Below are 24,573 nucleotides of genomic sequence, written 5' to 3'. Positions count from 1 at the left end.
CCGGCGCTGTTTGGAAGGGAAAACGAGGGGTGGGGCAGGCGCCCCCGCCCGAAGCCCTACGCTTCGCTCGGGCGCGCCGGGCCTTCGCTTCGCGCCGGGCCTTCGCTTCGCGCCGGGCCTTCGCTTCGCGCCGGGCCTTCGCTTCGCTCGGGTGCGCTGAGCCTTCGCTTGGCTAGGCCGAGCTTGCTCGGATGCTTAGCAGGTTGTGGGGGCCTTGAAGCCCGCGAAGCGGGCGGATAGGTAGGCGACCGCCGCGGGGCCGCCGGTTACTGCCAGGACGTTGTGTTCGCTGGCGTAGTCGGTGTACATGGTGACCTTTGTGCCTTTGGCGCACCAAGCGTCGTTGAGGGATTTTCCGACCGCCCAGGGGATCAGCTCGTCGAACTTCGAGTGGTAGAGGTAGACGGGGGCTTTCGGGGCGTTCGCACCCATCTTGTTGGTGGTCAGCACCTGCTGAGCGACGGGCTCGGCCAGGGGGTCGGGGGAATCGCTGTACTGCTTGACGCTCTGGAAGGCGTAGAGGGCCTCTTCGGTGACGCAGAGGTCGTCCATTGCCGCGATCAGTTGTTTGCCTTTGGCATTGAAGATCGTGAGGAGTTCTGGGTATTCGCGGCTGACCCCGATCGCCGCCGCGAGGAACAGGCCGGCGAACGGGCCGCCGTCCATCTGGCGTCCGGCTGCCGCCAGGTCGGCCGGAGTGCCACCGGAGGCTACGCCGACCAGGTTCAGTTCGGGGGCGTAGGCGGGTTGTAGCTCAGCGGCCCAGCCGGTGGCGAGGCCGCCGCCGGAGTAGCCCCAGATGCCTACCTTGGTCGTCGGGGTCAGGCCGGCTTCGGGTGAGGCCAGGGTGGCCCGGATGCCGTCCAGTACTGCGTGGCCCTCCATTCGGCCGGCGCCGTACGCGTCTCGTGGGCCCTGGTAGTCGGTCACCACCACGGCCCAGCCCTTCGCGACTCCTAGGGCCAGCAGGGGCAGCTCCTTCTCCAGGCCGGTTCGTAGCGTGTACGACGGGTTGCACTGGTCGCCGAGTGAGTCGGTGGCCGGCTGGTACGACAGCAACGGTCGCTGACCCAGGTACGGGGTGAGGGGCACGATCACCGTGGAGATGACGGTCACCGGCCGGTCTTTGGCGTCGGTACTCCGGGATTGCAACTGGAACGCCTTGACAGGCAAGGGAATCCCGAGCCCGGTCACCGTCACGGACCGCTTCTTCAGCACCGTACCGGGTGCCTTCGACTCGTACCCCGGGGCCGGCTGGTAGAACGCATCCTGGTCAGGCTCAGCGATCGCGGAGGCCGAGGCCGATGGCGCGGCGGTCGCGAGTAGGCCGAGAGCGACGGCGAGAGCGACGAGTGTTCTGCGATGACCGTTCATGCGGTGTCCTTACCTTGGAGGTGGGGGCGGTAGACCTTGCCGGTCGCGGTGCGCGGGAGCTCATCGAGGAAAACGACCTCGCGGGGCACTTTGTAACGCGCCAGGTTGTCCCTGACGTGATTGCGGATCGCGTCGCTGTCGAGGGTTGAGCCGTCGGCCAGTACGACGTACAGCCGCAGGCGCTGACCGAACTCCTCGTCAGGGACGCCGAGCGAGGCGACCTCGGCAACCCCGGGCATCGCCTCGACCAGGTTCTCGACCTCGATCGGGAAGACGTTCTCGCCGCCGGACACGATCATGTCGTCGTCGCGCCCGTCCACGAACAGCCGTCCGCCGGCGTCGAGATGGCCGAGGTCGCCGGTGCTCAGCAGTCCGTCGATGCTGTCCTTGTGGCCGCCGCCGGAGTAGCCGGCGAAGCTGAGCCCGTTGCCGACGAAGATCCGCCCGGTCATGCCGGGGTGCTCGATCGGACGGTCGGCGTCGTCGTACAGGCGGACCTGGCAGCCGACGGGCGGGAGGCCCGCAGTACCGGGTGCTGCTTGCCAATCTGCAGGCATTGCGACGGTGGCGACAGCGCACTCGGTCGAGCCGTAGAGGTTGTGCAGTACCGGACCGAACGCGGCCATCGCCCGGTTGCCCAGATCCGTTGGCAGCAAGGCGCCCGCGCTCATGATGACCCGCAGCGAGCTGGTGTCGTAGCGCTCCGGTCCGGCCGCCAGAATCCTCTGCAGCATGGTCGGTACGACGATCAGCGCGGTGGCCCGATGCCGTTCGATCCCTTCGAGGGTCGCGGTCGCGTCGAAGCGCCGGCGGAGCACGATCGTCGAACCGAGCGCGAGCGTCATGATGAACTGCGTCAGGCCGGTGCCATGGAACGTGGGGGCCGCGATGAAGACGGTGTCGCCGCGGCGCAACGGCACCCGGTCGAGGAACTGCGCGGCCATCAACGGCGACCGGACCTGCCGGGGCGCGCCTTTCGGCGTACCGGTCGTGCCGCCGGTCAGCAGCACCATGCCGGCCTGCCGGCGAGGCAGCTTCAGCGGGCCGTCATCGTGTGCGGCGATCATCGCCTCGAGATCGCTGGAGGTGCCCCAGGCAACAAACCGGAGCACCTCGGCCGGCACCAAGGACAGCAGATCACCGAACTCCTCGTCGTGGACGAGCGCCGAAACCCCTTCCCTGCGGGCGACATCGGCCAGCTGGACCCGGCTGAAACCCGTGTTCAGCAAGACCAGGCGGACACCGAGCTTGCCGCAGGCAATCATCGCGTCGACGACCCGGCGATGATCCCGGCAGAGCACGCCGACCACCTGGCCCGGTTCGACCCCCGCTGCCGTCCAGCCGCGGGCCAAGGCGTTCGCGCGCCGGTCCAGCTCGCCATAGCTGAGCTCGCCGAGTTCGTCGATCAGAGCGAGGTCGCCAGGATCCCGCCGGGCGGCGATGTGGGCGGCACCTGCAATCGGTCCCAGTCGCCGCATCGCCAACGAGGTGGTGGTTGTGAGAACCGGGCGGCTCAGATCGAGCAGCCCAGCGGCGCGAAGGACTCGCACCGCACGCAGTTTGTCGGCTGACCTCATGGGGCGGCTCCGAGCTTTAAGCGAAAAGCGGTCTTTTCACATGAAAACTGGTCAGTAATGTAGGACCGATCTGGCTAAGATGGCAAGAGTTCACGCACGGGGTATCGACAAGAGGTGCAATGAGCGAACCCTCCGAACGCCGCTACTCCGGTCGCTCCGTCGAGGAGTGGAAGGCGGCGCGACGGGAACGTCTGCTGGACGCCGCGCTGGAGCTGTTCGGGACCGACGGCTACCCCGCGACCTCGGTGGAACGGCTGTGTGCGCAGGCGAAAGTGTCGACCCGGCACTTCTACCACGAGTTCCAGAACAAGGAAGCCGTGCTGCTCGCGGTGCATGCCCAGGTGATCGAGCTGGCGGTCCGCAGTACCGGTGAGGCGCTCGCGGCGACCGCCGACGCGCCGGTCCGGGAGCGGATCGTGGCGGCTGTCGACGGCTATCTGCGAACCATCATGGCCGACCTGCGCCGGGCCCGGATCTCGTTCGTCGAGGTGGTCGGCGCGAGTCCGGCGGTGGAGGAGCAGCGGATCGCCTTCCGCGAGTTGCTGATCTCCAGCGTGGTCGGCGTCGGCGAGGTCGCGGTGTCGCGCAACGAGCTGACCCGCAAGGACTTCCGCTTCCTCGGCCTGTGCTTCATCGGCGCGGTCAACACGGTCGTCTACGACTGGATGCTGACCGAGCCACGCCCGCCGGAGGAGCAGGTCCAGACCGCGCTGCGCGACCTGGCCGTCTCACTCATGCTCGGCTGATCCGCCCGTCCGCAACGAGCCCGTCGGTCCGGCGCCGGTCCGGATCGAGCCGCTGGCGCGGGCCGGATCGTCGGCTCGGCCGATGAGCAGCCCGGCCAGCCCGGCGGTGGTCTCCGGCAGGTCGAGTCGCTTGCGGAGCTCACTGCACGCGTCCTCGCGTCCCAGCGCGGCACCTGCCTCGTACGCCGTCTCGTAGCGCTCGTCGCCAAGCTCCGCGCGCAACCGCTCGACGGTCAGGCGTACGTCGGAGTCGGGGATGCTCCGCATTCCGCGCAGACTCACGGCGATGCCGATCGTCCGGGCAGCCAACTCGTACTCGCCGGCCAGCACCTCCACGTCGGCGGCCGCCTCGACGATGCCGGAGGCCAGCGGCATGTCCTCGGTGTTGAGTGCGAGCCCGACAGCCTGCCTGCTGTAGTCGCGCGCAACGTCCAACTCGCCGCGGGCGACAGCCACCCGGCCGAGCTGAGCGAGGATCATCGCCTGACCGTGCGGCGCGACCCGTTCGGCCACCAGATCGAGCATCGCGTACGCCCGATCCGCGAGGTCCTTGGCGTCGTCCAACTGGCCTTCGCGGCGGGCCAGCGTGCTGAACCCCATCAGCGCGATCGCTTGCCCGCCACGGCTTCCGTGCTCCTCGGCGAGTTGCAGCGACCGGGTCAGGTCGGCCCGCGCGCCGTCGAGGTCGCCCAGCTCGGCGCGGCTCTGCGCGCACTGGGCCAGGAGTTGCGCGACGCCTTCGGTGGTACCGAGTTCGTCGACCAGCCGCAGTGCCTCGGTGAGCGACTCCAGCGCGTCTGCGTGGTCGCCCCGGCCGGCCTGGTGACTCGACAGTCCGCGGAGCGCCAGGGACGTTCCCCACCGGTCGCCAAGGGCGCGGAAGCCGTCCAGCGCGGTGGCGAGGTCGACGGCCATCTCCTCGACCTGGCCCTCGTTCTCGCGGAACATCGCGGTCATCATCACGGCCATGTTCCGTACCCAAGGATCCTCGTTGTGGCTGGCCTCTTCGAGTTCGCGGAAGCAGGTCGCCTTGTCCCGGCGGACCATCGCCCAGACGGCGTTGGTGAACCGGCCGATCCCCGACTCGGCGACCACCCGGTGCCGGCGGCTCAGTAGCCGCACCTCGGCCAGGCCGCGGATCGCGCCGCCGTACGAGGCGGACGGATCCTCGCCGTTCGAGAGGGTGCCGAGCGCGTACATCATCAGCGTGGTCGCGCGGATCAGCGGATGGGTCGGACCCTTGAGTTCGAGCGCGGCCTCGAACCAGGTGACGGCCTCGGTCGGCCGGCCGCGCATGTTCCAGTACTCACCGAGCACCGAGACGAGGTCGAGTGCTGTCTGCGCGTCGCCGGCGTCGACCGCCGTACGGAGTGCGTCGAGCAAGTTCTCGTTGTCGGCGTCGAAGCGGGCGATCCACTGCAGTTGCTCGCCGGTGTGCAGCTTGGGCCGGGCTTGCCGGAGTAGCTCGCTGAAGTACGCGGTGTGTGCCTCGCGGACCTGCGCGGACTCGCCGGATGCGGTGAGCTGCTCGGTGCCGTATGCCTTCACCGTCTCGAGCATCCGGTAGCGAACCGACCTGTCGTCGGCAGCTGCTTCGACTAGCGACTTGTCGACCAACGACGCCAGTACTCCGAGGACTGCTTCCGGTGGTAGGCCCGGGCCGCTGCAGACGCGTTCGGCGGCTTCGAGCGTGGCGCCGCCGGAGAAGAGGGACAGCCGTCGCGCTACTGCCTGCTCGTCGGCGTCGAGCAGGTCCCAACTCCACTCCACGACCGCGCGCAGTGTCTGGTGGCGAGGGAGCGCGGTCCGGGAACCGCTTGTGAGCAAGCGGAATCGGTCGTTGAGCCGGTCGACGATCTGCAGCGGGGTGAGCGCGCGCAGTCTCGCTGCTGCCAGTTCGATCGCCAGTGGCATGCCGTCGAGGCGGCGGCAGATCTCCGCGATCGCCTGCCGGTTCGCGCTGGTGACGGCGAAGTCCGGGCGGACCGCCCGGGCCCGGTCTACGAACAGCTGGATCGACGGGTACGTGTCGTCGGTACTGTCGATCGGCGGCAGCCCGAGGGGGCCGACCGGATGAAGGTGTTCGCCGGGAATGCTCAGCGGCTCGCGGCTGGTGGTGAGCACGCGGAGCCGGGGGCAGGCGGCAAGGAGGGAGTCGACCAGATCGGCGACCTCCTGGACGAGATGCTCGCAGTTGTCGAGGACGAGCAGGACGCGCCGGTCTGCGACGACCTCGACGAGTCGCTGGGTGGCCGCGCGGCTGCTCGGGAAGTGCTTCGGCGCGAGGCCCATCTGCATGCTGTCGACGTACTCGCTGGCACCGAGTGTGCCGAGGATCGCTGGCGCTACATCGGCAGCATCAGCGAGCGGGGCCAGCTCGACGAACCAGATGCCGTCGCCGGTCTGCTCGACCAGCGACCGCCCGGTCTCGGTGGCCAACCGGGTCTTGCCAGCGCCGCCAGGGCCGACCATGGTGACGAGTCGCGTGCCGTTGCTGAGCAGGCGAGCGAGCTCGGCCACATCACCGGCCCGGCCGACGAAGCTGGTCATCGGGGCTCGCAGGTTGCTCCGCGGCGCCGAGGGCTGAGCAGCCAGTACTACGGGAGTCGTGGCGACCGGGTCGATCGCGTCTCCGCGGAGTACCGACACGTGGAGTTCGCGGAGTCGAGCGCCCGGGTCTGCGCCGAGTTCGTCGGCCAGGGTTGAGCGGACTCGCTCGTACGCGGCTAGTGCTTCGGCTTGGCGGCCATCGGCGTACAGGGCTCTGATCAGGAGCTCGTGGACGTGTTCGCGGAGTGGGTGGGTGGCGGTGAGTCGCTCGAGCTCGGCAGTGACCTCGCGGGCGTTGCCGCTGGCGATGGCGGCCTCGGCGAGGTCCTCGGAGGCGCCCAGCTTCAGCTCTTCGAGACGGTCGGCCTCGATCGCCGCGAACGGTAGGTCACGGAGATCTGCCAGGGCGTCACCACGCCAGAGCCGCTCGGCCTGGGTGAGCAGGGCCTTGGCCTGGCTGGGATCCGTGGTGAGTAGCTCGCGGCCCCGGCGTACCAGCTCCTCGAAGTGCAGTGCGTCGACGGACTCCGGCGAGATGGTCAGGGTGTAGCCGGCCGGGCCGGACTGGACCGAGATGCTCGACTCGGTCGCGGGCAGGCCGGCACGCAGTCGCGAGACCAGCGACTGCAGGGCGTTCGCGCTGGGCGCCTCGGTGCCCCACAGGCCGTCGACCAAGGTGTCGATGCCGACCGGGCGTCCCGCGCTCAGCGCGAGCCTGGCCAGCAGGCCGCGCAGGCGGACTCCGCGGACGTCCAGCGGAGATCCGTCGGCCGCCCACATGGCGAGAGGACCGAGCACCGCTATGCGCACCCCACCAGCCTCCCACACGTGCCCGTTCAGACCCCTGTCTTTTGTCACATCCGAAAGAGCCCCTCGATGGCTTAATGTCGGCTGGTGACCGAGATCTCCGCTCAGACCCAGTCCGCGCTCAGCCGGATCGTCGCCGAACGCCAGGCCAATGGGCGGGTGCCCGGGCTCGTCGGGGCCGTTGCCCGCGACGGTGGCCTGGCCTGGTCCGAAGGGGTCGGCTCGGCCGACCTGGACCAGCCGGGGGCCGCGCCGACGGCCGATACGCAGTACCTGATCGCCTCGCACAGCAAGACCTTCACTGCGGTGACGATCATGGCGCTGCGCGACGAGGGCAAGCTCACCCTGGACGACCAGCTCGACCAACTGCTGCCCGAAACCAAGCACGGCGGTATCACCGTGCGGCAGATGCTCAGCCACTCCAGCGGTATGCAGCGCGAACCCGTTGGCGACGTCTGGGACACGATGGCGTTCCCGAACCGCGACGAGCTGCTGACCGGCTGGAACGAATCCGAGCGGATCGGCAGGCCGCACCACCGGTTCCACTACTCGAACCTGGTCTACTCGCTGCTCGGCGAGGTGATCGAGCGGCTCGAGGGACGCAGCTGGTACGACTCGGTCAAGGCGCGCATCCTGCAGCCGCTGGAGATGAGCCGGACGACGGTCGGGTTCGACGGCGGCCCGGCGGCTCAGGGGTACTACGTGCCGCCGTGGAGCGACGTACCGGTGAAGGAGCCGGTGCTCGACATCGGCGCGATGAATGCGTGCGGCGGTCTCGCGAGTACCGCCGCGGACCTGGCGAAGTGGGCGTCGTTCATCGCCGACCCGGTGGACTCGGTGCTGTCCGCGGACACCGTCGAGGAGATGTGCCAGCCGCAGATCATGGTCGACGAGCGCTGGGTACTCGCCTTCGGCCTCGGCTTCATGCTCCTCCGCCTCGGCAACCGCGTCACCGTCGGCCACACCGGCGGCATGCCCGGCCACATCACCGGCACCTTCGTCCACCGCCCGTCCGGCACCGCCGGCATCGCCCTGATGAACACCACCTCGGCCCCCGACCCCGCTGCCCTGGCCACCGACCTAGCGCTCAAGGTCCTGGAAACCGACCCCGCGAAGCCCACCCCCTGGACCCCCGGCACCACCATCCCCGAAGACCTCACCACCGTCCTCGGCACCTGGTACTCCGAAGGAAGCCCCTTCGTCTTCTCGGTCGTCGGAGGCACCCTGCAAGCAGTTGCCCAGGGCGCCCCCGACTGGAAGCCGCCGGCCATCTTCGAAAAGCTCTCCGAAGACGTCTACCGCACCGTCTCAGGCCGAGAAGCAGGCGAACTCCTCCGCATCACCCGAGACGACAACGGCACTCCCACCACCCTCCACTGGGCCACCTACCTCTGCACCCGCCAGCCCATCGCCTTCGGGGAGCAGGTCTGAGGATCGTTGGCTGGCGTGGTTGCGGTTGCTGGGCACCAGGGGCTGTGTTGCGTGGTTGCTCAGCACCAGGGACTGTGGTGGGCGGGCTCCCGCCGCGTGAGTGGCCTAGTCGATTCAGCGCGCGTCAAGAGCGCTGCGCGTCCCTTCGGGAACGAACAAGTTCGACTCTTGACCCGCACCGTCTCGACCAGGGAAAGACGCAGCTATCGGGATCCCGCGCAGGAGTCTGAGCCAGAGGGGCGCTTTGCCCAAGGTCGGTCGTGCCCCCGGGACGACGTTCGGCAAGGCGGGTCGTGTCGCGGGTGACGTTGGGCAAGGCGGGTCGTGTCCCGGGTGACGTTGGGCAAGGCGGGTCGTGTTGCGGGGTGCTGTCGGCCGGGCTGGCCGGTTCGTTGCGGGGGTTAACCCCGCAGATGGTGGGTTGCCTCCTCAGATTCTGGCGAGGCAACCCACCATCTCAGGGGTTAACCCCCGAGATGGAGTCCATTGAGACGTTGAGCGCGGAGACCGGCTCCCCGGATTGGTTGCTGAGGGCAACGAGCGGGTGTCGGTGCATACCTAAGTCGGTGGGGAATCGCTTACCCCCGGCGTGTCGGGGTGGTTCGCTGGGGTTGTGCGTGCGTGGCTGTCCGGGTGGTGCTGTCGGTTGCGGGGCGACAGGCGTGTTGGTGGAGTTGGTGTTGTCGCGCGGCGACGAACCCGGCGCGAACGGGCTGATCCGGGTTGATCTGGGCTCGTTCGGGGCTGATCGGGGGCTGGCTGGCGGGTTGTTCGCCCGCTGGCGACCTGTAGACCGTCAGTGGCCGAAGAAACGGCGTTCGCTAGCAGGTTTTGTACGGCTGGCGTGATGCTTCACGCCAATGGCTCCAAAACCTGCCACTGGCCACCCCCACCCAGCGCGCCCGGCCGGGTCGACGGGTGCCAGCCCGTGGTGGACCACCCCACGGGGCCAGTTGTGCTCGTCCCGGGCCTCAATGCGGGTCCGCCTGGCCTTGGTGGTAGGACACTCAAGCAGTCCGGCGACGCGATCCACAGTCACGTGCCGACAGCAACCACCCGTCCACTCCAGCCTCACCCGGCCGCCGTCAACTTGGTGAGGGTCTTCACCAGGGCTGGGGTGGAGACGGGGGCGAAGAAGGTTTCGTCGACGGCTTCTACCGCGGTGATGGCTCTTTGGGCGAGTTCGATGCCGGCGGGTGTCGGGGCGAGCGTCTTGGCGCGGGCGTCGGTGGGGGAGATCTGGCGGGTCAGAAGACCCTTGTTTTCTAGGGTTTTCAGGACTTGGGAGGTCATTTTGATGTCGGTACCGGCCTGCCGAGCCAGGTCTTGTTGGTTGGGGGTGTGGCCCTCGTTGGTGAGCCACCAGGTGCAGGCCAGGAGGACGAATTGGACGTGGGTCAGGTCTAGTGGGGCCAGGGCGGCTGTGACTGCGCGTTGCCAGGTGTGGGTTACGTGCCAGAGGAGGAAACCGGGGCTTTCGGCGGGGCCGCCGGGGTAGCGGGTCATGTGAGGGTGGAGGCGTGGGCGATCAGGCCGGCCATTGCTTCGGGGAAGTCTTCGGTGATCATCGGGCCCAGTTCGGGGCCTAGCTGGTCCGCGTCGGGGCCGGTGATTTCCAGGCGGTGGACGACCCGGGTCACCCCCTCGGCGGGGGTGGAGAGGGTGTGGGTGAAGCGGAGGGTGGCGCCGTTGAAGGTGGTTTCGTCCGCGTAGCGCTCGCCTTCGGTGATCTCGGTGATCGTGGATTCGATCGGGTCCTGGCCGGCCGGTTTCATCAGGACCCGGCTGCCTACGGTGAAGGGGCCGTCCAGTTCGATGGCTTCCATCGAGGTGTCCCAGACGGTCCAACTGTCGATGTCGGACAGGGCCTTCCAGAGTTGGGCGCGCGGTACGGCGGTGTCGGCGGTGTGTTCGTGTTCCCACATGGTGAGCTCCCTCGGATTTAGTCTGTACAGAGATTATCTCTGCACAGACTAAATCGGCAAGAGGTCAGCCGCGCTGGCCGTCGAGGAGTTCTCGGAGGATGTCCAGGTGGCCTAGGTGGCGGGCGGTTTCTTCGAGCATGTGGTTGAGGATGTAGCGGGTCGAGGCCGGCTGTCCTGACGGGCGGGGAGGCGGCAGCGTCTCCACGTCGTCGAGGGTGAAGCCGGTGAGGATCTCGTTCGAGCGGGCGCATTCGGCGTCGTACTCGTCGAGGAGGTCCGCGAGGGTGCGGTGGTCGACGAACATTTCGGCGTCGGGGTGGCCGCCTTCGGTGAAGGGGGTCTGGCCGGTGTCGGGGGTGCCGAGGAGGTTCTCGGTGAACCAGGAGTACTCGACCCAGCGGAGGTGGGAGACCAGGCCGGCCACGGTGGTGAGCGGCGAGGTCGGGAGGAGCTGGCGATGGGCGTCGGCCTCGCTCAGGCCTTCGCACTTCGGCCGGACGAGCGAGCGTTGCAGGTCGAGCCAACCGATGAGGCTGGTTCGCTCATCGGCTGTGTGCAGTGCCCTCACGCGGGGGTTCGCCAGTCGTAGCGGGTGGCGCCGTCGATGAGTTCGCGGATGATGTCCAGGTGGCCGACATGGCGGGCCGTCTCCTCGATCATGTGGCAGAGGATGTAGCGCAGCGAGGCCGGGTCGTCGTCGCCGGTGCCCTGCTCGAGCGCGTCGAGCGAGAGATCGGCGATGGTCGCGTTCGAGCGCGCGCACTCCTCGTCGTACTCGTCGAGCAGTTGAGCCAGCGGCACGTCGTCGACGAACATCTCGGCGTCCGGGTGACCGTCCTTGGTCCAGGGCGTCTGCCCGGTGTCCGGTACGCCGACCAGGCTCAGCTGGAACCAGGAGTACTCGTTCCAGCGCAGGTGCGCCACCAGCCCGGCCATCGTCATCAACGGCGACGTGCTGAGCACGGAACGATGCGCGTCGGCCTCGGTCAGGCCTTCGCATTTCATCCGGACGAAGGACCTCTGCAGGTCCAGCCAGCCGGTCAGTTGGGTCCGCTCGTCAGAGGTCAGCGGCGGACGGGATACCACGGTCATTGCAGCTCCTGAGGTGGTGAGAACAAGCCACCTGTCAGCCGCGGACGCGACAGGCAGGCAGCACGATAGTCGTGGACATCGCGCTCACCTCCTCTCGGTTCACTCCGACCCTAGCAGCCTCGCCTTGACCTCGCCCTTCAATACTTTGCCGACCTTCGAGCGCGGCAGATCGGGCCAGACCACCACCTGTTTCGGCGCCTTGACGCTGCCGAGCCGGCTCTTCACGTAGTTGCGGACCTCCGACTCGGTCACCGTCAGCCCGGGGTGCAACTGCAGGACCGCGGTCACCCGCTCGCCCCACTTCTCGTCCGGTAGTCCGACGACCGCGCAGTCGCGAATCGCCGGGTACGTCATCAGCGCCTGCTCGACCTCCGCCGAGTACACGTTGAATCCGCCCGTGATGATCATGTCTTTCGCCCGATCCACTATGTAGAGGTAGTTGTCTTCGTCGAGGAACCCGATGTCACCCGTGTGGTGCCACCCGTACTGCGACGCGGCCGCGGTCGCAACCGAGTCGCGGTAGTACCCAGCCATCACCAGCGAGCCCCGGACGACGATCTCGCCGCGCTCCCCGGTCCCCAGCAGCCGCCCGTCGTCGGCCATGATCGCCACCTGTGTCAGCGGCGAGGGCCGCCCGGCCGAGGTGAACCGTTCCACCGCGAACGAGCCGTCGGGACGGAAGTGATCGGCCGGCGCCATCGTGGAGATCATCATCGGCGCCTCGCTCTGACCGAACAGCTGCGCCATCACCGGCCCGATCCGCGTCAGCGCCTCCTCCAGCCGGGCCGCCGACATCGGCGCGGCGCCGTACCAGAAGCACTGCAGTGAGCCGAGATCCGTGGTGGACAAGGAAGGATGCGCCAGCACCATGTAGATCACGGTCGGCGGCAGGAAGGTGTGGGTGACCCGATGCCGCTCGATCAACGCCAGGAACTCGTCCAGGTCGGGCGACGGCATGATCACGATCTCGCCGCCGAGCGTCAGTACTGGGAAGCAGAGTACTCCTGCCGCGTGCGTCAGCGGCGCCAGCGCCAGATAGACCGGCCGGCCGTCGAAGGGATAGCTCATCAGCGTGATCGCCGACATCGTCTCGAGGTTGCGCTCGGTCAGCATCACCCCCTTCGGCCGCCCGGTCGTACCGCCGGTACCGACCAGCAGGGCCGTCTCGTCCAACGGCTCCAAAGACCACGGATCGGCCGGTACGCCGGCCAGCCACTCGGCCAGGCTGATTGCCCCAGGCAACGAATCGTCGAGGCAGATGACCGTGGTCAGCTTCGGCAGCCCGGGCAGCATCTTCTCCACCAGCGGGAGGAACGCACGCTGGAAGATCAACGCGGAGCAGTCGAAGGCATCGAGCAGGTCCCGGTTCTCGGCGGCCTCGTTGCGCGGATTGACCGGGCACCAGATCGCGCCGGCCCGGGCGATACCGAAGACGCAGGCGAACGAGATCGGGTTGTTCGCCGACAGGATCGCCACCTTGTCACCGGGCAGCACGGTCGAGCGGTGCAGGGCACGGCCGACCTGCCAGGACAGTTGCTGCACCTCGGCGTAGCTGAGCGAAGTACCGGCCATCGTCAGGCAGGGGGCATCGGCTCCGAGCGATGCGCCCTTGTCCAGATAGTCGTACAGCCTCACGCGAACTCCAGTTGGTACAGGTGCGGGGGGACCCTTGGGGGGGGTGAGTCGGGCACCCCCGCACCCGGTCTCAGTGGTGGACGGTCACTACAGGTTCGAGAACCAGCCCGAAGCTCCGCAGTACGCCGAGAAGCTCGCGGTGCCCGAAGGCCTGACAGGCTGAGGCGAGCCCGGCACGCTTAGGCGGCTGCTGGAGGAGCGAATAGGCGGCGTACGCCTGCAGCACGCCTGTCTGCTTGTAGTTGCTGTTGCCGTAGATGACGCAGTGCGCGCGCCCGAGCGGACCGGACGCGTGGACCGAGTCGAGCGACGTGTTGATCCGCGGGTTCTCGCGCGGCGGCATGCTGGCCTGTACCGACGCGGCGACCTCGGCGAGCGCGGCGTCCTGTTGCTCGGCCGGCAGCGTCTTGATCTGCGACTCGACCATCTTCACCGCCTCGACCACGCCCTGCATCACGGTCCGGTCGAAGACGCCACCGGCCACCTTCACGTTGGCCACGCGGGGATCGTTCTTGAACCAGACCGGGTGACTCGTGCCGCCCCAGGGCAGGGCGAGTGCGGTCGCGTGCTGGCCCGGGACATTGACCTCGGTCGTGGTCAGCGGGTCCCACTTCACCAGCTCGTTCTGCTCGAGGTAGTGCCAGTCGGCCTTGAGGATGGTGAAGATGGTCTGGGTCGACGCGTAGGTCGGGAATCCCTTCCACAGCACCAGGATGTCGAGGGTGTCGAGGCCAGGGGTCTCCAGACAGATGTTCGCGGCGATCTCGCCAGTCGTGTACATCTGAGCGACTCCCGGAGCAAGCAACAGTCCTTCGGCGGTGAACTTGTCACCCCACCCGTTCTGCGCGTCCAGCAGCCAGTCCTGTTCACCAGTGGTGTCCAGGTAGTGGCAGCCGGCCGCCAGGCTCGCCTCGACGACCTCCGGCCCGTACTTGACGAACGGGCCGACCATGTTGCTGACCACTTTCGCTCCGCGGAACAGGTCGGTCAGCGCACTCACCTCGTGCTCGACCTCGACCACCTCGTGGTCGACGGTGTCGATGCCGGGGACCTTGTCGAGCACTTCCTGCACGCGCTTCTTGTCCCGGCCGGCCGCGATGAACGGGACGTTGAACTCGCGCAGGTACTCGCAGACGAGCCGCCCGGTGTAGCCGGAGGCGCCGTAGACGACGACGGGTTTGCTCATCGTCACATCCCCATTCCGCCGTCGACCGGCAGGCCCGCGCCGGTGATGAACTTCGCCGCGTCCGAGGCCAGGAAGACGACCGCGTCGGCCATGTCGCCGACCTCGCCGAGCCGACCCAGTGGGGTCAGGCCGATGACGTCCCCGACTGCAGCTTCGGCCGACGGCCAGAGCCCGAGCGTGACCATGTCGGCCGCGAGCTTCATGCCCATCTCGGTCGGTACCAGGCCTGGATACACGCAGTTCACCCGTACGCCGTACCCGAGCTTGCCGGACTCCATCGCCGCCACCCGGGTCAACCGGTCGACCGCGGACTTCGTCGCGGAGTACCCGGAGATGCCGGGGAACGGGATGGTCGCCGCGACGCTGGAGATGTTGACCACCGAGCCACCAGTCCCGGCGGGTCCCTCCGGCCGCATCGCGCGGAATGCGTGCTTCAGCCCCAGCGCCGTGCCGAGGACGTTGATCTCCAGCATCTTGCGGACGTCGGCCGGGTCGAGGTCGATCACCAGGCCGGACAGTTCGACGCCGGCGTTGTTCACCAGGATGTCCAGGCCGCCGAGCTCGGTGATGGTGGCGCTGATCGCCGCCTCCCAGTTCGCGTCGTCGGTGACGTCGAGCGGCACGAACGCCGCCGTCGCGCCGCTGTCGTTCAGCGAATCGGCCGTCGCCTTGCCGAGATCCTCCGCGATGTCCGCGATCACCACCGAGGCGCCGGCCGCTGCGAGAGCTTCAGCCATTCCGGCCCCGAGCCCGCGCGCACCCCCGGTCACCAAGGCTTTTCGTCCGGTCAGGTCGTACCCGCTCATAACTGTCCCCTTCGGCCGGCTGCTGGACCCCTTCGGCCGCCCGACCACCGGTGAGGCGGTGATCGGGCGATGAGCACAGCGTCACGGAGTTCTGGACAGTCGTCAAGACTTTCTTGGGCAACTGTCCAAAAAATCTGAACTCCGGGTTAAACTCGCTGGAACGAACCTCGGGAGGCTGACCGTGACCGACGTGTCGGACCGGATCTCGCGCCGCCAGGTGGACAAGTTCGCTGAGCGCCGCGCCCAGCTCGCCACCTCGGCGCTGCGTACCCTGTCCGAGCTCGGTTACGCCCGCACCAGCCTGCGGGAGATCGCCCAGAACTCCGACTTCTCGCACGGCGTCCTGCACTACTACTTCCGCGACAAGGTCGAGCTGATCATGTTCTGCGTGAAGCTCTACAAGGCCGAGTGCGTCACCCGGTACGACCAGATCGTCGCCACCGCGCAGACGGCCGACCAGCTCCGGGTCGACTTCGCCCAGGCCTTGGCTACCACCTGTGACGAAGACGGGACGATGCACAGGCTCTGGTACGACCTGCGCAACCAGGCCTTGTTCGAGGAGTCGTTCCGCGAGGACGTGCTGGAGATCGACCAGACGCTCGAGCTGATGATCTGGCGGATCGTCAGCACGTACGCCGATCTGAGCGGCAAGCCGATCACGGTCTCACCGGCCACCGCCTACGCCCAGTTCGACGGCCTCTTCCAGCAAGCCCTGCTCCGCCACCTCTCCGGCGACCCCGAGGCCCTCGACACCCTCAAAGACGGCGTCGACAAAACCCTCCCCAAACTGCTGATCCCCTGAGGATGCGCACTTGCCGGTGCGGAACTGGCTGTTGGCTACCAGGGCTCGACAGTTGGTCACGCAAGGTTGGTGTTGGTTGCGGTGTGCTCCGGTAAGGGGCCGTGGTTCGCAGCTACGCGGATCTCGCGGAGGGGTATGAGCCGAATGGGTCACCTTCGAGGTGGGTCGAGTCGCGGGGTGACGTTTGGCAAGGCGGGTCGTGTCGAGGGGTGAGGATCGCAAGGTCAGCCGGTTCGCGGGCGACGGCTGGCGAGGCTTACCGGACCTAGTTGCTGAGGGCAATGGATGGTCGTGCGCGCATGCACAACTCCATGGGCAAGCGGTTACCCCGGCGTGTCGGGATGGTTTCCCGGAGTTGTGCGTGCACGGCGGTCCGGGGCGGGTAGCTGGCGACGAGGATCCCTTTGAGATAAGGAATCTCGGGAGGGTTTTGCCCCAAAATCGGGGCAACTTCCTCCCTGGTCTCCGACAGAATCCTCCCGGACCCCAGCTGGCTCGGTAGGACAGGTGTCTTGGTTGGGACAGTGCTGTCGCGCCGCGACGAACCACCCAAATCCCGCCGAAGTGGCCCATTCCGGGGTCGGCTGACAGGTTGTCTGGCCGCTGGCGACCTGTAGTGGGGGTAGTCGCCGAAGGAACGGTGTTTCGCTGGCGGGTTTGGTACCGCTGGCGTCAAGCAGCCCGGCGACGCGGTCCACAGCACCTTGCGTGGGTAAAGCGGATGGTGGGGGCCCGGCGACGCGATCCACAGTTCCTGAGGTCTGATCCCCTATCGGTTCCGCTGGTCGCTGATCCGCTTGGCCTTGCCCAGTGAGCGTTCGAGGGCGTGGGGTGGGAGGACCTGGACGGTTGCGGTGACGCCGACGCGGTCCTTCACCCGTCGCGACAACGCTGAGGCTGCTGAGGCGTACGAAGAGGTCGGTAGGTCGGGTGCTGCTTCGACCTGGACGGTGAGTTCGTCGAGGCGGTTGGGGCGGGTGAGGATGCAGAGGTAGTGCGGGGTCAGGCCGTCGACCAGCAGGAGTTGTTCCTCGATCTGGGTGGGGAAGACGTTGACGCCGCGGACGATCATCATGTCGTCGGTGCGGCCGGTGATCTTCTCCATCCGGCGCATCCCGGGGCGGGCCGTGCCGGGCAGTAGCCGGGTCAGGTCGCGGGTGCGATACCGGAGTACCGGAAAAGCCTGTTTGGTGAGGGTGGTGAAGACCAGCTCGCCGACCTCGCCGTCGGGCAGGGTCTCGCCGGTGACCGGGTCGATGATCTCGGGGTAGAAATGGTCCTCCCAGATGTGCAGGCCGTCCTTGGTCTCGACGCATTCCTGCGCGACGCCCGGGCCCATCACCTCCGACAGCCCGTAGATGTCGACGGCGTGCATTCCCGTCTTGCTCTCCACCTCTGTGCGCATCTGCTCGGTCCACGGCTCGGCGCCGAAGATGCCGACCTCGAGCGAGGTCTCCCGCGGATCCATGCCCCGGGCAACCATCTCGTCGATGATGGAGAGGAAGTACGACGGCGTCACCATGATGATCCGGGCGCCGAAGTCGCGGATCAGGTCGACCTGCCGCTCGGTCATCCCGCCGGAGACCGGTACGACCGTGCAGCCGAGCCGTTCGGCGCCGTAATGGGCGCCGAGACCGCCGGTGAACAGGCCGTAGCCGTAGGCGACATGGCAGACGTCGCCGGCGCGTCCACCGGCCGCGCGGATGGAGCGGGCGATCAGGTTCGCCCAGTTGTCGATGTCGTCGCGGGTGTAGCCGACGACGGTCGGGCGGCCCGTCGTACCGGAGGAAGCGTGGACGCGGACCACCTCTTCGCGCGGGACCGCGAACATGCCGAACGGGTAGTTGTCGCGCAGGTCCTGCTTGCCGGTGAAGGGCAGCCGGGCCAGATCGGAGAAGTCCTGCAGGTCGTCGGGTTTGAAGCCGACGCCGTCCAGCGCCGCCCGGTAGTGCGGGACGTTCTCGTACGCCGCGCGCACGGTGGTCTGCAGGCCGGCCAGCTGCCGCGACCGCAGTTCGTCGACGCCGAGCTTCTCGCCGTCGTCGAGCAGGTCCGCCGAGGGCGCTTCACCGAGAAATCGTTCAGTCATTCGACTGCCTCTCAGGGGCGGGCCAGTAGGGTCGCGATGCCCTGGCCGACTCCGATGCACATGGTGGAGAGCGCGAACCCGGCGTCGCGGTGGCGAAGCTCCAGGGCGGCGGTGAGGGCGAGACGCGCGCCGGACATCCCCAGGGGGTGACCCAGGGCGATGGCGCCGCCGTTCGGATTCACGTGCTCTGCGTCGTCCGGCAGCCCCAGCTGACGCAGTACTGCGAGGGACTGGGCCGCGAACGCCTCGTTGAGTTCGATCACGCCGACATCCGCCAGCGCGACTCCGGCCTTGCCGAGCACCTTGCGGGTCGCCGGGACCGGGCCGATGCCCATGATCCGCGGCGGTACGCCGGCAGCCGCGGTACCGACGATCCGCGCCAGCGGAGTGACGCCGAGCCGCTCGACCGCTTCGCCGCTCATCACCAGCAGTGCGGCGGCGCCGTCGTTGACGCCGGACGCGTTGCCTGCGGTGACCGTACCGGGGTCGCGGAACGGAGTCTTCAGGCCGGCCAGGGCTTCCAGCGAGGTCTCACGCGGGTGCTCGTCGACGTCGACGACCGTCACCGCGCCACGCTTGCCGGGCACCTCCACGGCGACGATCTCCTCGGCGAGCCGTCCGTTCGCCTGTGCCTTCGCCGCGCGTTGCTGACTGCGGTAGGCGAAGAGGTCCTGGTCTTCGCGGGAGACGGCGAAGTCGGCGGCGACGTTCTCCGCGGTCTCCGGCATCGAGTCGATCCCGTACTGCTTCTTCAGCAGTGGGTTGACGAAGCGCCAGCCGATCGTGGTGTCGAAGATCTCCGCCTGGCGGGAGAAAGCAGACGCTGCCTTGGGCATCACGAAGGGCGCGCGGGACATCGACTCGACGCCACCGGCCAACACGATCTCGTTGTCACCGGCAACGATCGAGCGGGCGGCCGCGGCGACCGCGTCCAGCCCGGAACCGCAGAGCCGGTTGATCGTGGATCCGGGCACGCTGTCGGGCAGGCCGGCCAGCAGCAGCGCCATCCGGGCGACGTTGCGGTTGTCCTCGCCGGCCTGGTTGGCGCAGCCGAGGAAGACGTCGTCGATCGTCGCCGGGTCGAGGCCTTCATGTCTCGCGAGCAGGCTCTTCAGCGCGTGCGCGGCGAGATCGTCGGGCCGGACGGTTGCCAGCGCACCGGCGTACCGCCCGATCGGGGTGCGGACGCCGTCCACCAAATACGCTACCCGGGTCATCGGATCTCCTGGTCAAGACTGAGCAACCTGGGCATGGGGCCTCCCGTTCTGGACTGAGGGGCGAAGCGACGAGGGAAGAACGGGAGTTTCAGCCCCATGACCCGCCGAGCCGGAGGCGAGGCCGAAAACGCAGTCATGAATCCTCCTTGATGATGCTGCCGCTCAACTGACGACTCCGGCCGCGGAACTCGGCGATCACGTCGTCGCCGCGCCGGACCGTCACGTCGTAGATCCCGTTCTTGCCGTACTGCGTCCGCTCCCGCGCCTCGGCGACCAGCACGTCACCGCGCTGGGCGGGAGCGATGAACACGATGTCGCAGGCCTGGGCCACAGTCACCAGGTTGCGTGAGTTGCAGGCGAAAGCGAAGGCCGAGTCGGCCAGCGTGAAGATGAAGCCGCCGTGCGCGATGCCGTGGCCGTTCACCATGTCGTCGCGCACCGTCATCGCCAGTTCGGCCGTGCCGTCGCCGACGGAGACCAGGCGCATGCCGAGGCCCGCGCTGGCGGAGTCGTCGGCCCACATGGCGGCCGCGACCCGGCTTGCTAGCTCGTTGCCCATTCGGTCACCCAGCGGTAGGGAGTGGTTGTGACACTCTAGCCCCGATCTGGTCATGGACTGTAACATCACTGTCATGACTACTGACTGGCTGGCTTCCCACCGTGAACGGCTCGACGGCGCGCTCACCGCGATCCGCAGTCGTGGCTACTACTCCGCCTTCCCGGAGTCGCCGAGCCCGCGGGTTTACGGCGAGACGGCGGCCGAGGACGGCAAGGCCGCGTTCGAGGCACACCGCGGTACGACGTTCGCGCTCGAGACGCCGGGGGCCAGTGGCACAGTCAGTTCCGAGGAGTCGCCGTACGGCGTACCGCTGGACGTCCAGTATCCGCGAACCGTCGAGAACGGCCTGGACGAGCTGCTCGCGGCTGCCCAAAAGGGCCTGACCGACTGGCGAAAGGGCGGGATCGAGGGCCGCGTCGGCGTCACGCTGGAGATCCTCGACCGGCTGCACAAGCGGGTCTTCGAGCTGGCAGGAGCGGTCCAGCACACCAGCGGCCAGGCGTTCGTGATGGCGTTCCAGGCCGGTGGCGCGCACGCGCTGGACCGGGCGCTGGAGGCGATCGCCTACGCGTACGAGGAGATGAGCCGCTACCCGGCGACCGCGATCTGGGAGAAGCCGGCCAAGGGCGACCCGATCCGGCTGGAGAAGAACTTCACCGTCACCGGCCGCGGCGTCGCGCTGGTGATCGGCTGCAACACGTTCCCGACCTGGAACTCGTGGCCGGGTCTGTTCGCCTCGCTCGTCACCGGCAATGCCGTCATCGTCAAGCCGCACCCGCTGGCCGTCCTGCCGCTGGCCATCACCGTCGAGGTGGCCCGCGAAGTGCTCGCCGAGGCCGGCTACGACCCGAACCTGGTCACCCTGGCCGCCGAGCACCCCGGTGACGGCCTGGCCAAGCCGCTCGCGCTGCGTCCCGAGGTCAAGCTGATCGACTTCACCGGTGGTACCGAGTTCGGCGACTGGCTGGAGCAGAACGCGACCCAGGCCGAGGTCTTCACCGAGAAGGCCGGCGTCAACGCGGTCATCATCGACTCGACCGACTCGTTCAAGGCGCTCTGCAACAACCTCGCCTTCACGCTGTCGCTGTACTCCGGTCAGATGTGCACCACCACCCAGAACCTGTTCGTTCCCGCCGACGGCATCGAGACCGACGAGGGCCACAAGACCTTCGACGAGGTCGGCGCCGGCATCGCGAACTCGATCAGCAAGCTGCTCGGCGACGACGCCCGCGCGGTCGAACTGCTCGGCGGCATCGTCAACCAGGCCGTGGTCAACCGGCTCGAGCTCGCCCCGGAGTACGGCGACGTCGTGCTGGAGTCCCGCGCGATCACGCACCCGGCGTACGCCGACGCCGTCGTCCGGACGCCGTTGCTGGTGGCGCTGGACGCCAAGAACGAGGACGTCTTCAGCCGCGAGTGCTTCGGCCCGGTGTCCTTCCTGGTCCGCACCAGCGGTACCGCCGAATCGATCGCGTTGTTCCGCCAGACCGTCGGCGACGGCGGTGCGATGACGGCCGGCGTCTACTCCACCGACCCTGCCGTGCTGGACGAGGTCCGTGAGGCCGCTCTCGACGTCGGCGTCGCGCTGTCGGAGAACCTGACCGGCCAGGTCTTCGTCAATCAATCGGCTGCTTTCAGCGATTTCCACGGCACCGGGGCGAACCCGGCCGCTAACGCCACGTACACGGACGGCGCATACGTTGCGAGTCGCTTCCGCGTCATTCAGTCTAGGCGTCATGCCTGATGCGCAGAATCTGAAAGAAGCACTCTCGTACTTCGACAGCTGGCTGGCGTTCAGTCAGCGTTTTCAGCGCATACCAGGGGTTCAGGCAGCTGTTTACGCCGACGACGCGATCGCGTTCTCGGCTGCCTACGGATCGGCCGACGTCGAGCAGGGCGTCGCGCTGACCGAGCAGCACCTGTTCCGGATCGCGTCGCACTCCAAGTCGTTCACCGCGACCGCCCTGCTCCAGCTGGCCGAGCAGGGCAAGGTGCGGCTGGACGACAAGGTCGCGATGTATGTCACCGAGATCGTCGGCACCCCGCTGGGCGAGCGGGCGATCCGGGAACTGCTCAGCCACGCGGCCGGCGTGACCAGGGACAGCGACAGCGCCGACTTCTGGCAACTCGGCGCGCCGTTCCCGGATCGAGAGCACCTGCTGCGGGTGCTCCAGGATCCCGGTGCCGCCGTCCTGGCCGACAGCGAGCGCTTCAAGTACTCCAACATCGGCTACGGCCTGCTCGGCCTGGTGATCGAGGCAGCGTCCGGTACGCCTTACAACACCTACGTGCAGACCGAGATCGTCGACAAGCTCGGTCTGGCCGGGCTGGGGCCGGAGCTCGATCCGGCCAGGAGCCACGAGTACGCCACCGGATACAGCGCGCTGGCCTACGCCGACAGCCGGGTCCCTATCGATCACGTCGACACCCGGGCACTCGCCTCGGCGACGGGTTTCTTCGGCAACGCGCGTGATCTGGTGTCGTTCTGGTCGGCCCACCTCGACGGCGATGTCCGGCTGCTGACCGACGACTCGAAGCGGAAGATGCAGCATCCGGCCTGGAAGACCTCGGACAAGGACTGGCCGCAGTACGGGCTCGGGCTGCAGATCGCCAAGGTCGGTGAGCGGCAGGTCTTCGGGCACAGTGGTGGCTACCCCGGACACATCACCCGCTCGTTCGTCGACGCCGAACGCCGGCTGGTCGTCTCGGTGCTGACGAACGCGATCGACGGGCCGGCGACCCAGTTGGCCGAGGGACTGCTGAAGCTCGTCGACCTCGCCGAGTCGAAGCCGCGCCCCGAGGAAACCGGGCCGGCCCGGTTCACCGGCCGGTTCGCCAACCTGTGGGGCGTTTTCGACGTCGCGCTGCTCGGCGGCCGGCTCTATGTGCTCGATCCGGCCGCGCTCGACCCGACCGCCGATCCGACGGCGCTCGAACCGGCCGGCGACGACGCTCTCCGGGCGGTCGGCGGCTCCGGCTATCAGGCGGTCGGCGAGTGCTACCGGTACACCTTCGCCGCGACCGGTGAGGTCGAGTCGGTCCGCGACTCCAGCGGCCTGATCGCTCACCCGATCCACGGCTTCACGCTGCCCGACCGGGTGCGGGTGAGTACCGTTCAGGCATGACCATCCACGGGGATCATCCGTTCCTGCCACCGGAGTCGGAACGGAGCCCGGTACGCCGGTTCCGTGGCCGGCTGCCGTCGCCGGTCGGGCTGTGGACGACCGCCCATGAGGGGAAACGGGCCGGCTTGACCGTCTCGTCGATGCTCGTCGCGGACGGTGACCCCGGCTACGTGATCGGCCTGATCGACCCGGACTCGGACCTCTGGGAAACGTTGCACAAGGCAAGAACAGCCGTGGTCAGCCTGCTCGGTGGCCCGCACCAGCAACTGGCCGACGCCTTCGGATACGTCGCGCCGGCGCCGGGCGGGCCGTTCCGGATGATCGACTGGACCGAGACGGAGTGGGGCCCGGCGCCCGTCGGGGTGAGCACCTGGGCGGGTTGCCGGCTGGTTTCGGCCGACCCACCCGAGGTCGGCTGGGCCCTTCAGGTCCAGCTGGAGATCGCACACGTGGAGCTGGCGGCCGAGGAACTCCCGGTGCTGGTCCATCGCCGAGGCCGGTACTCGACTCTCTGACGTCCGTGCTTAAAGTGAGGACATGCGTGCCACCACGATTCATGCGCCGTTCGACATCCGGCTGAGTGAGGTCCCCGATCCGGTGATCGAGGCGCCGACGGATGCGGTCGTCAAGATCGTGGCGGGCTGCATCTGCGGGTCGGACCTGTGGCCCTATCGGGGCGAGAACAAGATCACCCCCGGCAGCCGGATCGGGCACGAGTACGTCGGGATCGTCCAGGAGGTCGGCGCTGACGTGCGGACAGTGCGTCCCGGTGATTTCGTTGTCACCCCGTTCGTGGCCAGCGACGGGACCTGCCCGAACTGTCTGGCCGGGTTCCAGTCGGCTTGTCAGAACCTGGTCGGGATCGGCAGTGACCAGGCCGACGGGGGGCAGGGCGAGTTCGCGAAGGTGCCGATGGCGGATGGCACGCTGGTGGCGACTCCCGGCGTACCAGATGATGCACTGGTCCCATCGTTGCTTACGTTGTCGGACGTGATGGGGACCGGCTGGCACGCGGCCCGGTCGGCCCGGGTGAAGGCCGGCGACACCGTGGTCGTGGTGGGTGATGGGGCGGTTGGGCTGTGCGGCGTACTGGCTGCTTCGCGGATGGGCGCTGAGCGGGTGTTAGCGCTTTCCCGGCACGAATCGCGGCAGGAGATCGCACGGCAGTTCGGTGCGACGCACATCATCGCCGAGCGTGGTGAAGAGGCGAAGGCCGCGGTGCTGGAGCTGACCGCAGGCGTGGGAGCGGATGCGGTGCTCGAATGCGTCGGTACGGACCAGTCGTTCAGCACTGCGTTCGACGTGGCGCGGCCGGGCTCGACGGTGGGGTTCGTCGGCGTACCGCACGGTGTCGAACTGCCGCTGCGGCGGATGTTCCGGACCAACGTGGGGCTGGCCGGCGGGATGGCTCCGGCGCGTCAGTACCTCCCGGAGCTGATGGCGGACGTACTGTCGGGAGCGATAAATCCAGGGCTCGTCTTCGATGCGGAGTTGCCGCTGGAAGATGTGGCCGAGGGCTACAAGATGATGCATGAGCGGCGCGCGATCAAGGTGTTGCTCAGGCCATAGCGCGCAGTACCCCCTGTCCGGGGTGGTGGGGTGGGGCAGTAATACCTCAGCTCATACTGGCCTTACAAGAGCGCTTTGTACGC

20 protein-coding genes are annotated in these 24,573 nt (G+C 68.0%); 7 read left to right on the top strand and 13 right to left on the bottom strand.

Annotated elements, in window-relative coordinates; genetic code table 11:
* Positions 1 to 195: 195 nt before the first annotated feature.
* Positions 196 to 1,374, bottom strand: a complete 1,179-nt coding sequence (locus ABD116_RS37090; RefSeq protein ID WP_343981831.1) for a lipase family protein — start codon at positions 1,372 to 1,374, stop codon at positions 196 to 198.
* Positions 1,371 to 2,924: an AMP-binding protein gene (locus ABD116_RS37085; RefSeq protein WP_343981827.1), complete on the bottom strand. Its 1,554-nt coding sequence runs from the start codon at positions 2,922 to 2,924 to the stop codon at positions 1,371 to 1,373. Before ABD116_RS37085 ends, ABD116_RS37090 begins: the two co-directional genes overlap by 4 nt.
* A 146-nt stretch (positions 2,925 to 3,070) precedes the next feature.
* Between ABD116_RS37085 and ABD116_RS37080 the strand changes: the two genes are divergently transcribed.
* Positions 3,071 to 3,697: a TetR/AcrR family transcriptional regulator gene (locus tag ABD116_RS37080; protein WP_343981825.1), complete on the top strand. Its 627-nt coding sequence runs from the start codon at positions 3,071 to 3,073 to the stop codon at positions 3,695 to 3,697.
* On the opposite strand, the gene ABD116_RS37075 is transcribed toward ABD116_RS37080, so the two are convergent.
* A complete protein-coding gene (locus ABD116_RS37075; RefSeq protein WP_343981822.1) occupies positions 3,680 to 7,057 on the bottom strand; it encodes an ATP-binding protein in 3,378 nt (1,125 codons plus the stop codon). The genes ABD116_RS37080 and ABD116_RS37075 overlap by 18 nt on opposite strands.
* Before the next feature lie 84 nt (positions 7,058 to 7,141).
* On the opposite strand from ABD116_RS37075, the gene ABD116_RS37070 reads away from it, so the two are divergent.
* Positions 7,142 to 8,485 carry a serine hydrolase domain-containing protein gene (locus ABD116_RS37070; protein WP_343981819.1) on the top strand — a complete coding sequence of 448 codons (1,344 nt, stop codon included), beginning with the start codon at positions 7,142 to 7,144 and terminating at the stop codon, positions 8,483 to 8,485.
* Between the two features lie 1,071 nt (positions 8,486 to 9,556).
* Here ABD116_RS37070 and ABD116_RS37065 read toward each other — a convergent pair.
* From ABD116_RS37065 to ABD116_RS37035, 7 genes are all read right to left on the bottom strand, one after another.
* Entirely contained in the window at positions 9,557 to 9,991 is a 435-nt protein-coding gene (locus ABD116_RS37065) for a MarR family winged helix-turn-helix transcriptional regulator (protein WP_343981816.1), read from the bottom strand.
* Positions 9,988 to 10,410 carry an SRPBCC family protein gene (locus tag ABD116_RS37060; RefSeq protein WP_343981814.1) on the bottom strand — a complete coding sequence of 141 codons (423 nt, stop codon included), beginning with the start codon at positions 10,408 to 10,410 and terminating at the stop codon, positions 9,988 to 9,990. Before ABD116_RS37060 ends, ABD116_RS37065 begins: the two co-directional genes overlap by 4 nt.
* A gap of 64 nt (positions 10,411 to 10,474) precedes the next feature.
* Positions 10,475 to 10,978, bottom strand: a complete 504-nt coding sequence (locus ABD116_RS37055) for a DinB family protein (protein WP_343981812.1) — start codon at positions 10,976 to 10,978, stop codon at positions 10,475 to 10,477.
* On the bottom strand, positions 10,975 to 11,502 hold the full coding sequence (locus ABD116_RS37050) for a DinB family protein (protein WP_343981810.1): 528 nt from the start codon (positions 11,500 to 11,502) through the stop codon (positions 10,975 to 10,977). The genes ABD116_RS37055 and ABD116_RS37050 overlap by 4 nt, the downstream gene beginning before the upstream one ends.
* A 99-nt stretch (positions 11,503 to 11,601) precedes the next feature.
* Positions 11,602 to 13,137 (bottom strand): acyl-CoA synthetase, encoded by a 1,536-nt coding sequence (locus ABD116_RS37045; protein WP_343981807.1) that lies wholly within the window; start codon positions 13,135 to 13,137, stop codon positions 11,602 to 11,604.
* A 70-nt stretch (positions 13,138 to 13,207) separates the two neighbouring features.
* Positions 13,208 to 14,323 carry a DUF5938 domain-containing protein gene (locus ABD116_RS37040; RefSeq protein WP_343981804.1) on the bottom strand — a complete coding sequence of 372 codons (1,116 nt, stop codon included), beginning with the start codon at positions 14,321 to 14,323 and terminating at the stop codon, positions 13,208 to 13,210.
* Positions 14,324 to 14,325: 2 nt separating this feature from the next.
* Entirely contained in the window at positions 14,326 to 15,129 is an 804-nt protein-coding gene (locus ABD116_RS37035) for an SDR family NAD(P)-dependent oxidoreductase (RefSeq protein WP_343981801.1), read from the bottom strand.
* Between the two features lie 181 nt (positions 15,130 to 15,310).
* Between ABD116_RS37035 and ABD116_RS37030 the strand changes: the two genes are divergently transcribed.
* A complete protein-coding gene (locus ABD116_RS37030; RefSeq protein ID WP_343981798.1) occupies positions 15,311 to 15,931 on the top strand; it encodes a TetR/AcrR family transcriptional regulator in 621 nt (206 codons plus the stop codon).
* A 769-nt stretch (positions 15,932 to 16,700) separates the two neighbouring features.
* On the opposite strand, the gene paaK is transcribed toward ABD116_RS37030, so the two are convergent.
* From paaK to paaI, 3 genes are all read right to left on the bottom strand, one after another.
* Positions 16,701 to 18,020, bottom strand: a complete 1,320-nt coding sequence (gene paaK / locus ABD116_RS37025; RefSeq protein WP_343981795.1) for a phenylacetate--CoA ligase PaaK — start codon at positions 18,018 to 18,020, stop codon at positions 16,701 to 16,703.
* 11 nt (positions 18,021 to 18,031) lie between these two features.
* Complete coding sequence (gene pcaF, locus ABD116_RS37020; RefSeq protein ID WP_343981792.1) at positions 18,032 to 19,237, bottom strand: 3-oxoadipyl-CoA thiolase; 1,206 nt, start codon at positions 19,235 to 19,237, stop codon at positions 18,032 to 18,034.
* Positions 19,238 to 19,370: 133 nt separating this feature from the next.
* On the bottom strand, positions 19,371 to 19,796 hold the full coding sequence (gene paaI / locus ABD116_RS37015; protein ID WP_343981789.1) for a hydroxyphenylacetyl-CoA thioesterase PaaI: 426 nt from the start codon (positions 19,794 to 19,796) through the stop codon (positions 19,371 to 19,373).
* Between the two features lie 73 nt (positions 19,797 to 19,869).
* On the opposite strand from paaI, the gene paaN reads away from it, so the two are divergent.
* From paaN to ABD116_RS36995, 4 genes are read left to right on the top strand one after another with little or no spacing between them, the layout of a single operon-like run.
* Positions 19,870 to 21,540 carry a phenylacetic acid degradation protein PaaN gene (gene paaN, locus ABD116_RS37010; RefSeq protein ID WP_343981785.1) on the top strand — a complete coding sequence of 557 codons (1,671 nt, stop codon included), beginning with the start codon at positions 19,870 to 19,872 and terminating at the stop codon, positions 21,538 to 21,540.
* The gene (locus ABD116_RS37005; protein ID WP_343981782.1) at positions 21,533 to 22,921 is read left to right on the top strand and encodes a serine hydrolase domain-containing protein; all 1,389 of its coding nucleotides are present in this window, start codon (positions 21,533 to 21,535) and stop codon (positions 22,919 to 22,921) included. The genes paaN and ABD116_RS37005 overlap by 8 nt, the downstream gene beginning before the upstream one ends.
* Positions 22,918 to 23,436, top strand: coding sequence for a flavin reductase family protein (locus ABD116_RS37000; RefSeq protein WP_343981779.1), 519 nt, complete (start codon positions 22,918 to 22,920; stop codon positions 23,434 to 23,436). The genes ABD116_RS37005 and ABD116_RS37000 overlap by 4 nt, the downstream gene beginning before the upstream one ends.
* A 22-nt stretch (positions 23,437 to 23,458) precedes the next feature.
* On the top strand, positions 23,459 to 24,490 hold the full coding sequence (locus tag ABD116_RS36995) for a zinc-dependent alcohol dehydrogenase family protein (protein ID WP_343981776.1): 1,032 nt from the start codon (positions 23,459 to 23,461) through the stop codon (positions 24,488 to 24,490).
* The last annotated feature ends 83 nt before the right edge of the window (positions 24,491 to 24,573 follow it).

It is taken from the genome of Kribbella koreensis, from assembly GCF_039525325.1.
Classification (GTDB): Bacteria; Actinomycetota; Actinomycetes; order Propionibacteriales; family Kribbellaceae; genus Kribbella; species Kribbella koreensis.
Note: the sequence above shows the minus strand (reverse complement) of the source record. Positions and strands in the feature narration are given on the sequence as shown.

What these genes read in the sequence shown, in the direction of transcription:
- paaI (WP_343981789.1), bottom strand. Translation starts at nt 19,796, where the DNA reads ATGGGCAACGAGCTAGCAAGCCGGGTCGCGGCCGCCATGTGGGCCGAC.
- paaK (WP_343981795.1), bottom strand. Translation starts at nt 18,020, where the DNA reads ATGACTGAACGATTTCTCGGTGAAGCGCCCTCGGCGGACCTGCTCGAC.
- paaN (WP_343981785.1), top strand. Translation starts at nt 19,870, where the DNA reads ATGACTACTGACTGGCTGGCTTCCCACCGTGAACGGCTCGACGGCGCG.
- ABD116_RS37060 (WP_343981814.1), bottom strand. Translation starts at nt 10,410, where the DNA reads ATGTGGGAACACGAACACACCGCCGACACCGCCGTACCGCGCGCCCAA.
- ABD116_RS37040 (WP_343981804.1), bottom strand. Translation starts at nt 14,323, where the DNA reads ATGAGCAAACCCGTCGTCGTCTACGGCGCCTCCGGCTACACCGGGCGG.
- ABD116_RS37035 (WP_343981801.1), bottom strand. Translation starts at nt 15,129, where the DNA reads ATGAGCGGGTACGACCTGACCGGACGAAAAGCCTTGGTGACCGGGGGT.
- ABD116_RS36995 (WP_343981776.1), top strand. Translation starts at nt 23,459, where the DNA reads ATGCGTGCCACCACGATTCATGCGCCGTTCGACATCCGGCTGAGTGAG.
- ABD116_RS37065 (WP_343981816.1), bottom strand. Translation starts at nt 9,991, where the DNA reads ATGACCCGCTACCCCGGCGGCCCCGCCGAAAGCCCCGGTTTCCTCCTC.
- ABD116_RS37005 (WP_343981782.1), top strand. Translation starts at nt 21,533, where the DNA reads ATGCCTGATGCGCAGAATCTGAAAGAAGCACTCTCGTACTTCGACAGC.
- ABD116_RS37080 (WP_343981825.1), top strand. Translation starts at nt 3,071, where the DNA reads ATGAGCGAACCCTCCGAACGCCGCTACTCCGGTCGCTCCGTCGAGGAG.
- ABD116_RS37000 (WP_343981779.1), top strand. Translation starts at nt 22,918, where the DNA reads ATGACCATCCACGGGGATCATCCGTTCCTGCCACCGGAGTCGGAACGG.
- ABD116_RS37090 (WP_343981831.1), bottom strand. Translation starts at nt 1,374, where the DNA reads ATGAACGGTCATCGCAGAACACTCGTCGCTCTCGCCGTCGCTCTCGGC.
- pcaF (WP_343981792.1), bottom strand. Translation starts at nt 19,237, where the DNA reads ATGACCCGGGTAGCGTATTTGGTGGACGGCGTCCGCACCCCGATCGGG.
- ABD116_RS37050 (WP_343981810.1), bottom strand. Translation starts at nt 11,502, where the DNA reads ATGACCGTGGTATCCCGTCCGCCGCTGACCTCTGACGAGCGGACCCAA.